This window comes from Methylophilus sp. (assembly GCF_052437885.1).
Taxonomy (GTDB): Bacteria; Pseudomonadota; Gammaproteobacteria; order Burkholderiales; family Methylophilaceae; genus Methylophilus.
Genome location: NZ_JBQVPB010000007.1, coordinates 12,710 through 26,608 on the forward strand (window position 1 = coordinate 12,710; position 13,899 = coordinate 26,608).

At 48.8% G+C, this 13,899-nt stretch carries 12 protein-coding genes; 6 read left to right on the forward strand and 6 right to left on the reverse strand.

The window, feature by feature from the left end; all coding sequences use genetic code 11:
- Positions 1–4: 4 nt before the first annotated feature.
- The 5 genes from ACT6RZ_RS08805 to ACT6RZ_RS08825 are packed head-to-tail and all read left to right on the forward strand — an operon-like array spanning position 5 to position 6,780.
- Positions 5–514 (forward strand): GspH/FimT family pseudopilin, encoded by a 510-nt coding sequence (locus ACT6RZ_RS08805; RefSeq protein WP_444701750.1) that lies wholly within the window; start codon positions 5–7, stop codon positions 512–514.
- Positions 508–918: a type IV pilus modification PilV family protein gene (locus ACT6RZ_RS08810; RefSeq protein WP_444701751.1), complete on the forward strand. Its 411-nt coding sequence runs from the start codon at positions 508–510 to the stop codon at positions 916–918. The genes ACT6RZ_RS08805 and ACT6RZ_RS08810 overlap by 7 nt, the downstream gene beginning before the upstream one ends.
- The gene (locus ACT6RZ_RS08815; RefSeq protein ID WP_444701752.1) at positions 915–2,054 is read left to right on the forward strand and encodes a PilW family protein; all 1,140 of its coding nucleotides are present in this window, start codon (positions 915–917) and stop codon (positions 2,052–2,054) included. The genes ACT6RZ_RS08810 and ACT6RZ_RS08815 overlap by 4 nt, the downstream gene beginning before the upstream one ends.
- A complete protein-coding gene (locus ACT6RZ_RS08820) occupies positions 2,044–2,733 on the forward strand; it encodes a pilus assembly PilX family protein (protein ID WP_444701753.1) in 690 nt (229 codons plus the stop codon). The genes ACT6RZ_RS08815 and ACT6RZ_RS08820 overlap by 11 nt, the downstream gene beginning before the upstream one ends.
- Before the next feature lie 12 nt (positions 2,734–2,745).
- The gene (locus ACT6RZ_RS08825; protein ID WP_444701754.1) at positions 2,746–6,780 is read left to right on the forward strand and encodes a pilus assembly protein; all 4,035 of its coding nucleotides are present in this window, start codon (positions 2,746–2,748) and stop codon (positions 6,778–6,780) included.
- Positions 6,781–7,173: 393 nt separating this feature from the next.
- On the opposite strand, the gene ACT6RZ_RS08830 is transcribed toward ACT6RZ_RS08825, so the two are convergent.
- Positions 7,174–7,329 carry a hypothetical protein gene (locus ACT6RZ_RS08830; protein WP_444701755.1) on the reverse strand — a complete coding sequence of 52 codons (156 nt, stop codon included), beginning with the start codon at positions 7,327–7,329 and terminating at the stop codon, positions 7,174–7,176.
- 322 nt (positions 7,330–7,651) lie between these two features.
- Between ACT6RZ_RS08830 and ACT6RZ_RS08835 the strand changes: the two genes are divergently transcribed.
- Positions 7,652–8,059: a hypothetical protein gene (locus ACT6RZ_RS08835; RefSeq protein ID WP_444701756.1), complete on the forward strand. Its 408-nt coding sequence runs from the start codon at positions 7,652–7,654 to the stop codon at positions 8,057–8,059.
- Positions 8,060–8,063: 4 nt separating this feature from the next.
- Here the strand turns inward: ACT6RZ_RS08835 and ACT6RZ_RS08840 are convergent, their stop codons facing one another.
- From ACT6RZ_RS08840 to ACT6RZ_RS08860, 5 genes are all read right to left on the reverse strand, one after another.
- Positions 8,064–8,567, reverse strand: a complete 504-nt coding sequence (locus ACT6RZ_RS08840) for a DUF1993 domain-containing protein (RefSeq protein ID WP_444701757.1) — start codon at positions 8,565–8,567, stop codon at positions 8,064–8,066.
- Between the two features lie 11 nt (positions 8,568–8,578).
- Positions 8,579–9,181 carry an ATP-binding protein gene (locus ACT6RZ_RS08845; protein WP_444701758.1) on the reverse strand — a complete coding sequence of 201 codons (603 nt, stop codon included), beginning with the start codon at positions 9,179–9,181 and terminating at the stop codon, positions 8,579–8,581.
- A gap of 77 nt (positions 9,182–9,258) precedes the next feature.
- The gene (locus ACT6RZ_RS08850) at positions 9,259–9,663 is read right to left on the reverse strand and encodes a DUF4160 domain-containing protein (RefSeq protein ID WP_444701759.1); all 405 of its coding nucleotides are present in this window, start codon (positions 9,661–9,663) and stop codon (positions 9,259–9,261) included.
- A 38-nt stretch (positions 9,664–9,701) separates the two neighbouring features.
- Positions 9,702–13,448 (reverse strand): hypothetical protein, encoded by a 3,747-nt coding sequence (locus ACT6RZ_RS08855; protein ID WP_444701760.1) that lies wholly within the window; start codon positions 13,446–13,448, stop codon positions 9,702–9,704.
- A 59-nt stretch (positions 13,449–13,507) separates the two neighbouring features.
- Positions 13,508–13,789: a helix-turn-helix domain-containing protein gene (locus ACT6RZ_RS08860; RefSeq protein WP_444701761.1), complete on the reverse strand. Its 282-nt coding sequence runs from the start codon at positions 13,787–13,789 to the stop codon at positions 13,508–13,510.
- Positions 13,790–13,899 lie beyond the last annotated feature (110 nt).

Below are 13,899 nucleotides of genomic sequence, written 5' to 3' on the forward strand. Positions count from 1 at the left end.
GGTTATGCCGCAACGCGGATTCACCTTGATTGAACTGATAGTGACGGTGGTCGTCGTCATGACGGTCTCGTTGCTGGCTATCCCTGCATTCCAGACAGCTATCGGCAATTCGCAGATCAGGTCGGTCGCCGAATCCATCAAGAATGGCCTGCAGCAGGCCAGGGCAGAGGCGATCAAGCGTAACGCCAATATCAGGTTCGTCCTGCAGCGTGATTCCAGCTGGCAACTGGGGTGCCAGACCGTTACCGTCACTTGCCCGGCTGTGATCAGCAGCAAAAGTGCGACAGAAGGTTCTTCTGCCAATATCAGCGCGGTGGCCGATAACAGCACCGCGGTATTTACCAGTTTTGGCACGCGAGACCCTGCCGTGCAGGACGGGCTGTCGCGCGTAGATATCAGCAATTCGCAGGTCACTGACAGCGAGCGCAGGGCGTTGCGCATCTTGCTGGCTGCCGGCGGCTATACCAAACTATGTGACCCCGCTGCTAAAGCAGGAGATGTGCGCGCATGCTGAGCCACTTAAGCAGAAGAACAAGCGTGCGCCGCCAGTTATCACAGCGCGGTTCAGTGCTTATAGAATCACTGGTGGCACTGGTGATTTTCAGTATGGGCGTGCTGGCACTGGTGGGCTTGCAAACGGCGATGATGAAGAACAGCAGTGATAATCGCTTTCGGGCAGAGGCGCAGCTGATCGCGCAAACCCACCTGGCCAATATGATGGCTTATGGCGGGGATGCTGCGACTTATATCAGCCAGGTCAACCGCGAAACGATCAAGACCGAGTTGCCCAATGGCACGCTGACTTTTTCACCGCTCACCAACAGCATGGTCAGTGTCACCGTCGGCTGGCAAGTGCCAGGCGGCGCGCCGCACCAGGTGAATGCTTCCAGTTATTTATTTGATGTGACTGCAGAATGACGCGCTTATTGCACACCCACCCACAGCAGAAAAAACTGGCCAGCCCGCAGGCAGGCTTGAGCCTGATCGAGTTGCTGATCGGCTTGCTGATCGGCCTGGTGGCAACTTTGGCCATCACCAATCTGTTCAGCGGGTTTGAAGCACGCAAACGCGTGATCTCCGGGGGTGCCGATGCCCAGTCCAGTGGTGTGCTTGCGCTTTATTACCTGCAGCGCGACGCACAGAATGCAGGGTTCGGCCTGCCCATGTATAACAGCTCAGACCCCTCACCTATGCGCTGCGCCCTCAACACCTCTATCAATCAGGCCGGGGTGGTGATCAATCTTTCACCGCTGGTCATCGTTGATGGCGGTGCCGGCAGTGATGTCGTGCGTATACGCTACGGTAACCCGGCCAGCGGCGGCGCCTCTGTGCGGGCGACGGGTAATATGACCAATCCGGCCCTGATCGGCCAGCTGATCGGCTGCCAGGTGAATGACATTGTGCTTTTTCATCAATCACAGGTCGCGCCCAACTGTAGTCTGGCCCGCATACAGAGATTGAATGCCGACCGCACTATCAATGCGCTGGTTGAACTGAATACTGCACCTACCGCCAACCCGGTGACCAATCTGAACGGGGTGGAGTGGGTGAAGTTCTCATGTCTGGGAGCGTGGAACCAGTATGAGTACAGCGTGAATGACACGCTGGAACTGACCAGAACCGGTGGTACGGCGAGCTCTGCCCCTTTCCCCAACAGTGTTGCCGTGCCGGTCGCCAGCGATATTGTGGCCTTGCAGGCGCAATATGGTGTCACTAATACGCCAGACGCTGAAGGTTTGTACCTGAACCGGGTAGACCAGTGGACAGATGCCAGCGGTAGTTATGGTCCAGGTATCACCCTGGAGGACCGCAACCGCATCCGCGCCATCCGTATCGCCGTGGTGGCAAGAGATGGCAATCTGCAAAAGGCGGCGGTCAGCCAGCAGTGTACCGGCAATGCGCCCGGCCTGAATAAAGTGTGCATATGGAAAGCCGATGCCACGCCCGCCAATGTTAATTTAAACCAGATCGAGCACTGGGAACGTTACCGCTACCGCACTTATGAAGTCACAGTCCCGCTCAGAAATCTGCTATGGAACCGCGATGCCTTATAAGCCATTAAGCTCAGCCTGCACGCACCTGCCGACCCGGCAACGGGGGCTGGTGTTATTTTTTGCCCTGCTGGCGCTGGCCGTCATGTCTATCGCATCGGTCGCCCTGATACGCAGTGTGGATACCAATGCCCTGTTGTCCGGCAATATGGTGTTCAGGCAAACGGCAAGCGCCACTTCTAATGTGGCCCTGGAAGGCGTCACCGAAAACATCTCGAAAAAAGTGTCTCTGGTCAACAGTATCAATCATTATCCGCAGCTTGGTTATTACGCGACTTGCAGCCAGTTCGATACGCAACCGAATGCGCTGATCTGCGATGGTAACCGGCTCACCACCATGACCTGGGACAATAGCAACAGTAGCCTGGTGCCTAGCCAGACCGATGGTAATGACGAGATACGCAACGGGGTAGACCGCCAGGGTAACGAGATACGCTATGTGGTTGAGCGCATGTGCAATTACAGCAATGCTGAAGTCAATTCCGGCTCAGCCAAGCTGGACGTCAGCCGCTGCCTGATGGCCAGTGCCAGCGGTTGTAACGATGGTTCATACAACGATGTCAACATGTCAAAAATCAAGGATTGCCCGGATAAATCCAGCTCACCGCTGTATCGCCTGACCTTGCGCATCGCCGGACCTAAAAATACCTTAACTTTCATGCAGTCGTTTATCTCCAATTAAAGAGGCGCAATGATGAATAGCAAATTTTGGATACAAAGGCTGATATGGGTGTGTCTGCTGTTGTCAGGCGTCGCCAGAGCTGAGTTCCTCGATCTGGCGACCATGCCGTTGCAGACTTCCGGCAGTTCGGATGTCAAACCTAACCTGATGTTCGTGCTGGATAACTCCGGCAGTATGGGCTGGGATTATTCACCGGACTGGGCCAACTCATCTTCCGACTGGCTCAGGGATAACGCTGATTACAATACCCAGTACTATGACCCGGAAGTGATTTATAGCCCGCCGCTGACCTACCAGGGCGTGAGCATGAATAATCAGACCAATTTCAGTGCGGTCGCCAATGAGGTGGATGAGCTGGGCAGAACCAAGAACGGTACTTCGGATCTGCGCAATAATGCTTTTTATTATGCCTTTGTTCCCGGCGAATATTGCTCAACCCCCAACCTCACCAGCTGCGTGATCTCCAAAGTGCCTACCGGGGTTTATACCTACCCGGCCGATATCCGCTGGTGTAACAGCAGTACTGCCGCCGCCAGGCGCACATTGTCCGGTTCACAGCGCTGCCAGAAGATACGCAATGCCAGTGCTACAGTGAATGACAGTAATACCTACACCTCATTGCGCCGGCCGCTTGCGACTTACACGCTGACCCTGACCAGGACAGCGTCTACCGCTACCGTGCAAAGCATCAAGATCAATAATGTGGAGATACTGTCGCAAACCGTCTCCAGCAACGGCAGTAACAACACGCTTGCCTCAGATGTGATGAGCAGGATATGCCAGAGCAGTTACACCGGCAATTGTAATGTGAGTGGCAATGTGGTCTCGCGCAGCAGCAATGTATTGACCATAGACACCCCGGCCGGTGACCCGGTGAATCCCGCTTCGCCTATCCAGGTCACCATGACCGGAGGCACGTTCAGCGCGCAATTAACCATAGATCAGACCAATGATATCCCTGGCAGCATGGTCTATGTGGGCATCAGCAATGGTGCGAGCTATTCTGCCCCGGGTAAAGCCGTCAAGGGCAGCGACAGGGCCGATTGCGCCGGCACCACCTGCACCTATAACGAAGAGATGATCAATTACGCCAACTGGTGGGCGTATTACCGCACACGCATGCAATCGATGAAAACGGCGGCCAGCCAGGCATTCAAGTCACTGGACGCGCGTTATCGGGTCGGCCTGGTGACCATTAACAGCCCCGGCTCCAACTATCTGGCGATCGCGCCTTTCAACAGCACGCAGAAGCAAGCATGGTATGACAAGCTGTTTGCGGTGGTCGCTAACGGCGGCACGCCGTTACGCACGGCATTATCCAGCGTAGGCAGGCATTTCGCCGGCAAAAAGACCCTGGGTAACGATGACCCGGTGCAATATGCGTGTCAGTCCAACTTTACTTTGCTGACCACCGATGGTTACTGGAACGATGGCTCCAACCCGGTGCGTATCAATGGCTCGACCACCATAGGCAACCTCGATGGCGGCAGTACGCCCAGGCCGCAACTGGACAGCAGCGGCAAGTCGAATACCCTGGCCGACGTGACCAAGTATTTTTACGACACCGATATCCGCGACAGCAGCCTGTCGAATTGCAACGGTGCGCTGGGTTCTTCAGTGTGCGGTACCAACGATGATTACCCCAAGCAGAATATGGTGACCATGACGCTGGGTCTGGGCATAGACGGTACATTGGTCTACACCGACGATTACAAGAATCAGGCCATGGGTGATTTTAAAGATATCACCTCGGGCGCCAAAAACTGGCCTGACCCCACCGCCAACGAAGATGGCACGCGTATCGATGATCTCTGGCATGCGGCGGTCAACGCCAATGGTACCTATTACAGTGCAAGCAACCCCAAACTGTTGCGTGAATCGCTAGCCAAAGGCTTGTCGGAAATCAAATCGGTGCAAGGCGCCAGTGCCGCTGCCGCGGCTAGTAGCCTGGCCCCTACCGACGGCGATAATTTTCAGTATGTAGCGAGCTACCAGACGGTGAAGTGGACAGGTAACCTGGAGTCGCGCACGGTGAACATCAACTCACTGGTCACCTCTGAAACCGCTGGCTGGTGTGTGGAAAGTGTAGCCTCAACCGCTTGCGCAGCCCCTAGCGTTGAAGCCAGGATCACCGGCAATGGCAGTACCGCCATTTATTGCAAAGCCACCAATTCTGACCAGTCCAAATGCGACAGCGCCGGTGGCATTTTGGGCGCGGTGCTGGGCACCAGCGAAACCTCATCCTGCTATGTGGAGATCTCCGGCAGTTGTAACGGCCGCCTGCAATCACAGGTTGCCAGCAACAGCCGCAAAATCTACTTCAACTCGAATAATGCGCTGGTGAGTTTTACTGCCGATAACTTGCCCGCTTCGCAAAGAACCGCACTCAACAATGGTTATCTGGCACTCAGCCAGATGCAAGGCTTGCCTGCCTCTGACCCCAAGATCGCCGATGCTGCCAAAGTGAACAAACTGGTAGATTACCTGCGCGGCAATAAGACCTATGAGGATAATAGTGGTAACACGGTGGCGGCCAATCGGTTGTTCCGCGAGCGGCAAGCCACCCTGGGTGATATTTCCCAATCCGCACCGGTATATTCCAGGGTGCTCAACGCCACCTATCTGGATGCAAACCACAAAGCCTATAAAAACGCTATGGAGACGCGCTTGCCTGCGGTATTCGTAGGCGCGAATGACGGCATGTTGCATGCTTTCAATGCCAATACCGGCGATGAGCTGTGGGCATTTATCCCTACGCCGGCCATCGCCAACCTGGCCAACCTGGCCGATAAGGAATATGGCGCGAATTACCATACCAACTATGTGAATGGCAGCCCGGTGGTGAGAGATGTGTGTATCTCCGGCTGCAGCGGCAGTGGCGCAGTCTGGCGCACCATTCTGGTTTCAGGTCTCAATGGTGGCGGGCGTGGCTATTTCGCGCTGGATGTGACTAACCCTAGCTCACCGACTTTGCTCTGGGAGATGCACACCCAGAACGGTTTAAACAGCAACCTGGGCTTTAGCTTTGGTAACCCTGTGGTCACCAAGATGCAGGATGGGCGCTGGGTAGTGCTGGTGACTTCCGGCTACAACAATGGCACGTATGCGCGCAAACTCAATGACGGTACTTTCGTCAATAATAGTCCTATGGGCGATGGCGGCGGTTACCTGTACGTCTTGGATGCCTATACCGGCTCGCTGGTGAAAACGCTGGCCACCGGGGAGGGCAGTGCGTCCAACCCTAGCGGTCTGTCCAAGATCGCCTCTTTTGTGGAGCGCATGTTTGAGAACAATACTGCTGTAAAAATCTATGGCGGTGATCTCAATGGCAATATCTGGCGGTTCGACATCAATACCAATGCGGTCAACAAGATCGCCACCTTGCGTGACGGCGGCGGTAATCCGCAAAAGATCACTACCAACTTCGAGTTGGGCAAAGTCGATAAAAACATAGTGGTCTTGGTCGGCACCGGCAAGTTTCTCGAACCTGCCGACTTGACCAATACGCCGCAGAATTCCGTCTATGGCTTCAAGGACGCCGGGCAATCCACCGCCATAGGGCGCAGCCAGTTAGTGGCACAAGCGCTGACCAGTGACCGTAAAGTGCTGTCTGCCAACAGGGTGAACTTTGATACCGGCTTTGGCTGGTTGCTGGATTTCCCCTCCGGTGAGCGCGTGAACCTGGATCCGCTATTGATCAATGGCATACTGCTGATGCCTTCACTGGTGCCTACCAGTGAAGCCTGTAGCGGTGCCGGTTATGGCTGGTTCAATTATTTCAACTACAAGACCGGCGGCTCGGTGCTGCCTAGCGGTATCGTTTCCGAGCGGCTGACAGCGCCTGCGGTAGGTTTTAATATTGTTTATGATAGCAAGGGTGTGCCGCATGTGATGGCGACTCTGAGCGATTCGCCAACACCGGGCGAGACCAAGCTGGGTGGCCAGATGCTGGGCAGGACTGACCCTGGTAACGTCAGCGTGATATTCAAACAAAGATCTAATCTCAGCTACGGCACCAAACAAAGCTGGCGTGAGCTCATCCCCTAGACGATAAAAAGCCCCTGATGAATTGCCTGTAGCTGGTCAGACACACGGTCTGCTGGCGGGCAGTTCATCCAGGGGCTTTTTACAGTGCGGTGTTACTTCACATTTTTGGCGAACACATACAGAATCACACAAATCACTACAACAATACCAATCAGCGCATAAATACCGATAGCTCCTGGAAACATAACTGCCTCCTGTCGTGATAGTTGAGGAAAGGTTTATTCTAGGGAAACATCAGACGACTGTCTATGCGTATATGGCCTACAAAAGGCGGTGTTTGATAGTCACTTTGTAGTCACTTGTTGCCAGCGACTGGGCGGGATCGCTGATAGATACAGCGATCAGTTCAAGAGGGCACTAAATGCGATCTGTGCCTGGTAAAACCAATGCAGCTTAAACTACTTCTAGCGAGAGTTCTGCAGGTTTGTAGATCGCCAGTATATTGTTGTCAGCCACGATGTCTTCCGCCAGGTACATGATGTCCTGCGCTGTCATCAGTTCCGGCATGCTAGCAGTGTAGGTCAGGGGTTCTTCCATCCAGTGATTCATGATTGTTTCCTTTATTGCGCATCTGTATAAGTCTAGTAACGTCATCTCGGATAAACTCTTGATGGCAAAGCCGCATAATTCACGCTTATTTACATCTGCTATTCATCCTGTTAATCAATAGCTTACAGCGCATGTATGAAGATTTAATGAAGCAAATGTGCAAGGCATGTGTCACAGTCTGGCCTGCTGGGGTAAATGCAAAAATGGGCCAAACGCAAAAATTGGTGCAACCAGAAAATTGGTGCAAACACAAAAATACGCGCAGAATGGGCAGCCTGTCACGCGCTCACCATAAAGGCCTCACTATGAAAGCATTTCTAATATGAAAACTATTCAGCTTGTTGGTATCGTGGCCGGGTTAACCATCATTGGTGCAGGGGTGCTCTACTGGCAAAACCTGACTGAAGACACTGACGACCAGCCGCTCAGCGCGCTGGCGCAGACGCTGAACCAGTGTGACCTGATCGCCGGCAAAGCCGCAGCCGGTTTGCCGGAGGCGCTGGCTTTTCAGAAGCTGGAGAAAATGGCCAGACAATCGCGGGTACTGGACAGGTGCATGCAAGACCGTGGCTATCAGCAAGACCCGGCCTGGGTAGCCAAGGCGAATGCGCGCGCGGGTGAGATCGCCCGGGCGCAAAATATTTCACCCGATGAAGCCTATGAAACCCTGCGCAGGCAGGCGATGCTGCAAGATGAAGCCGCTGGTGGCTACTGGCGCGTGCGCAAATAAACGCTTAGCGTTTTTGTCCCAGGTAATCGGTTTTGCCTAAAGGCACGCCCAGGTGGCGCAAGATGTTATAGGCGGTGGTGCTGTGAAAATAGACATTCGGCATCACCCATTTTTCCAGGTAATCAAGCCCGGTGAAGCTAAGTTCGGCTTTGCGTATGGTGAGTACGACTTGTTTGCTTTCAGCACCTGCCAATTGTGCCGGCTGGATCTGCGATAAAAAATCCAGGGTCTTGTCTATCCGGGCATACAGCATCTCAAAACTGGTTTCATCATCAGCATACTGCGGGATCTCTAGCCCGGCCAGCCTGGCGCCAGCGCCCTTGCTCATATCGCTGACCAGCTGCACCTGGTTGGTCAGTGGATACATATCGACAGACAGCCGGCTATTGAGCAGCACCTCTGGTGCTACTTTCTTCTGCTCTGCATACAGTTCGCCTTGTTGCAGTATGTGTTTCAGGTTTTGCAGGTTGCGCACCAGCGGCGCGATACTCACATCATATAAATGCATAATTCATATCCTCAATATTCATAACGACGGTATTGTAACGCTTCAGCGATATGTGCATCACTGATGGATGGGCTGGCCGCCAGGTCAGCGATCGTGCGCGCCAGTTTGAGGATGCGGTGATAGCTGCGTGCCGAGAGCGAGAATTTTCTCATGGCCGTTTGCAGCAGTGCATGGCTTTTGTCATCCAGCTGGCAATGTCTGTCTATTTCCAGCGGCCCCAGGGCGGCATTTGGCTTGTTCTGGCGCTGCATCTGCCGTTGCCTGGCCAGAACGACACGCTCGCGGATAATGGCACTGGCTTCGCCAGCCTGGCTATGGCTCAGCTCTTCCGGTTTGAGCGCCGGCACTTCTATATTCATATCGATGCGGTCCAGCAAGGGGCCGGAAAGTTTGTTCTTGTAGCGTGCGATCTGCTCCGGCGTACATCGGCAGCGCTGGTTATAGTGACCGTAATAGCCGCATGGGCAAGGGTTCATTGCTGCCAGCAGCTGAAACTGTGCGGGAAAGGTCGCTTGCCTGGCGGCACGGGAGATCGTAATGGTGCCGCTTTCCAGCGGCTCGCGCAGCACCTCCAGCACTTTTCTGTCGAACTCCGGCATTTTGCTTTTTACCACTTTTTACATGCTAAGTTGTCCATAACTGAACTAAAAGCGAAAATATCAGCAAATAAAAGACAAACCATTTCGACGTTTTAATTGGATTCGACGTATCTACCAACAGGGCAGTTTGATGGTCTCATATCGTTCCATTTATCAATTAATTTTTGCTTATTTCGGCCATGCCATTTTTTTATGTTGTTACGGAAAGGATCTAAGCCACCATTTAATTTAATACAGTCTTTAATTGTATAGTTGGCAGTTTCACCATCATAAATCACCCTAAAATGAGGTGGGGGATGCTCATTTGAAAAAATTTCAATCTTAAGCTTACCAATTCTATCAACTTGAGCTTCAAAAGCTTGGCGCAGTTCTTCACCCTCTTCAAGTTTCAAACTTCCAAGGTCAATTGGGCCAACAATGATAATTCCATGCTCAAAGTCCTTTTGAAGGTCTATGGCCAGTTCTTCACCGGCATCAATAACTATAAAATCATTCAAGATTGTTCCGCCTTTCTGACTTTTGTTGAAGTATATATTTAACTCTTTAATTTATTTTTTTCAGCACGGATATCTGCATCTCCTGCGTGACCAACCCATTCATCATAAAGACGATTTAATAAACCTTTTGTTCTTGAAAAACCCACCATCGAATCCGACCAGTTACGATATCTATCAGCAATATTCAGCTCCTGGATACCCCCTTCATAGTGCCCTCTGCTAAACACTCCTCTCATATTGAATCTTTCTATTGCAATCCCATTTTCTATCCATTCATTTCTCAAGTTCTCTATCACTATTCTGACTGATTTGTGAGGCCATAATTGATCAGAATCATCAATTGGTGAGTGTGCAAGAATGTGACCAATATATTGATCAGTTATATCTACTCTCTTTTTTAGTAAAGCAATTGACCTAACCTCAGTAATCCAATTTTCAAGGTGCTCAAAGTTAACATGATCACCAGACTGACCCGGAAGAGTTTTTAATGTGTTTAGAACATTAAAACTAGCTGTTGCTTGAGATTTAGTTGCTGGAGTGCTTTCAGGAGGTTCTTCCCCATCTGCAACAAAGACATTGCTAATTAACTCCATATAAAAGTTGGGATTTTCGGCGATATATCTATGTATAGATAAATCCTTAATATCATGATCTAGAGCGTTAATGTAAGCAAATTCAATCTTTGCTAAATCCTCAAGTTTGAGTTCAGGACGTAATCTCAAGTTACTAAGAATCTTCTCCAAATAATAACTGAACATATGATTCAGTAGCTTTGGGTTTGAATTGATCTCAGAAATTGCTGTACCTAATATCTGTAATATTTTTTGAGTTTCGACTTCAGGTGTTCGGTTATACAGGCTGTATATGACTTGGTAAGCTTTCCCGTAATTAAGAAATTTTTGAATAGCAGTATCTAAATCTTCCTTACTGCCTGTTACTGGTAAGTGGTTAAGAGATGTCCAATAAGCCATTTCGTCTTCCGGGCCCAATGATTCAATGAAGTCCCATGTTTTTTGATTTTGTGCCCAGTTAATAACTAATGACGTTCTTATTGATTGAATCATGCTAGGTAATTGAAGTATGAGTGACACGTACCGAGTCCATGCTTCTCCAAACTTAACTGATGCAACTGCGGATAACGTTGAAATTGCCTCCAAACTTGGCTCTTCATCATTTAATAAATATGGGGCCAATTGAGTATAGATCTCAATAGAAAAATCGCATTTTGCTAAAGTTTCGATTACTAAATGTTTGATTTTGGTTCTAGATATGAGGTCATATATTCCCCTTACACCACTGTGCTCAAATATAGTTAATACCGCTTCAATACGACTGCTCTCGGTCTTCTCCTCTAATTGATCTTCGAATTTCCCTACATGAGGCATCCAGTCATCGAATAGCCACGTGTATTTGATTAAAGGATCTTTAGGTTGATGAATCTCAACCACCGTTTTGAATTTCTGCAATTCAGAGTCTTCCAAGGCCCAGTCAGCTGTGCGGAAGAACTCTTGTCTTTTGACTTCATCTCTAAGCTTTGACCAAACGGAACTCTCTCGGGTTGATGTGTTTTGTTCCAAAAAAGTGTTAATTGTAGATAGTGCCTTATTTCGCTCGTCTGGCCCAAAATTTGATATATAACCAATCAAAGATGTAAGTCTTGATTCACTAGTAGCTGCAAGTTCAATAGCACGATTAACTATATGTCCTTGTGCTTTCCAAACAATGGCGTTAGTTAATACTTCCGGTTTTCTTGGAGTAACGTCTCGCAATCTAGGTTTTTGTGTTGGAAAGGAGGTGTCATGATTTGAAGGTATTAACTTAATCAATAATTCCCAGCCTAATTCCGCATTAATTTTAATTAATTGATCTAAGCAATCCAATCTATGGGCGCACTCTGCATATGTGTTTGGCGACCAAGGGAGCAAAATCTCTTTCAATGAATTAATTGGTCTGTTTGATGTAGAACCTCCCGGGTCTATTGAAGCAAGCCTCATCAACAGCTCGCACACTTTTGTAAGATGTTTCGGATCCCAAGCAAGTAATTCCAATGCCCAAAGCAAATAGGTGTGGGGGCTAGTTTTTGCAAAAATACTCTTGTCAGAGTCGTTGAACAAAGCCGAAACTTCTTTAGATTCGCCCTCGAGCAGCGACTCGAGGGCATCAAGAAAAGAATTTGGAGATGCCTCAGCGATTGTTGCCAATTGCTCTGAAATCGCGACAATAGTTTCATGGCGCCGTCCCCAACCTGGAAGAGCTTGGATTATTGAATCTACAAATGCTTGATTTGATGCACCAATTACTGAAAATCCTCCATCTTCAGAAATTGATACAATTTGGAGAAGCATGTTTGCTAGGCCATTTTTTAACCAAGTGCTGTATGATTTTGCCGGGTCTGGTGCACTGCTAAATGGAGCTTCAGGATCAAGTTCTGCAGCTTCTGCACCTAACACTTTTAGGACAGACTGCTTAAAAAGCTCTTGCTCTTTATTACCCATCAGCTGGTGAATAAAGTAAAAAGCATCTGCTTGCGAACGAGTTGCCCAAGTATCTTTTACTCTGTCTATAGGCGGATCCTCTAATAAAAGTAATGGCCTTAAATTAGACTCATACTCATCGTAAGTTGATTTCTGAGATAGATCCTTTAAAATTTCTTTATCAAGCTCTGAGGTCGTACTCCATGCACCCGCTAGAACTGCCGGAACCAATACTTGAGAGTTGCTTTTCCATTTTGGCTCTTCCATTACGCCATTTGGTTTAAGTCTTTGTAGTATGGTCAGACTTCTTCCACATTTCTTAGCAAGAAGATAAGCTTGCTCTTCCCCAATTCCCATAGTTTCGATTGCCTTCCCAAAGTTATGCGAAGATGGTCGGACTAATTTTAGATTGATGCTGCGACCTTGAGATCCGATAGCAGGCAAAATCACTCTTGCGTTTTTTGATAAAACTCCTGCCTCTAGAACAGCCTCACCCTTGAGAATTAAAACTAAGTCGGGGATGTTTGCAAGTTGTCTTGCCGCTTCCCTTGTTTCTACTATTAAGGTTCGCGATTCAGCAAAAACTCTGTCCTGCTCTGGAAGCGTACGAATAGTTCCAACAGAGAGTGCTATCAAGTCTTCAGGGGTTTCTGCACCAATCATAAGCATGCCGGGAGGAGCAGATAGATGGTCTTTTAATAGGCCTGTTAAATGTTCTTGCTCACAGATGGAAACTTGTTCAGTTAATGTAGGAGAAAATCTAGAGCTAAAAGACTCCCAGTATTGTTCAGTGCTCATTGCACCAAGTTGAGGTACAATTTTTAGATAGTTTTTTGCGTATTTTGATGCTACGGCTGGGTGAATTTGTAACCAAGCTTCTAGTTGAACCCCGTCAATGAAAAAAATATCCTTCCATTTACTTTTTTCCTTAAGTTCGTTTACAAATTCGGAAATTTTTTTGGTTGGGTGATCCCATGTATTTAGGTTTATTAATACGAGAGTATTTTCCTGCTTAACTCCGTCAATAGTTTGTTCATCTCTTTTTGTGAAGTCAGCTAGGGGCTTACTTGAGCCCTTGCTAACACCAAATTCCCATTTTGATTTTCCTTGAGGTATAAAGGTTGACGCATGATCTGTTTCCAGATCTCCATCAAAACCTCTTACTTGAGCTTTATCGCCACCTGGAAATCTAAAATAAGTTATCTCGGTGTGGGATGCATTGATGAGGTCAGCAATCATATTTACAAGCAATGCTCTAGCATCAGTCCTAAGTCCCCAATCTTGTAAATCTGTTGCAGATATCCACTTCATCAAAATCTCCCAATGATGTATAAAGCTAATAATTTAGATTAACCAATATTAAATATAAATTAGGGCTCTAATTTTTTTAAATCTTCCATTATTCTGCTCATCAACTCTAAAGCAGATGTGTCTTTATCATAAGCGAGATAAGACTGCACCACTATGGAAGCTGGATGTACATCCATAACTCTGGCTAATTGATCTAATTTTATCAGCGTTGGGCTTGCGATACCTCGCTCCAATTTACTTACATAAGTCCGACTTGATATAAGCCCAAAATCTTCCTGAGAAAATCCACGTCCCTTTCTCACTTTCATAAATACATTTCCCAAAGCTTTTTTGAGATCCATGACATATTCCAAATTTTGAGGAATATGAATAATGATTTTCTGAACACTATAGGACTACAACCTATAGTGTTCATTTTATAGTTGTAAGAAAAATATTTAATACACACAAT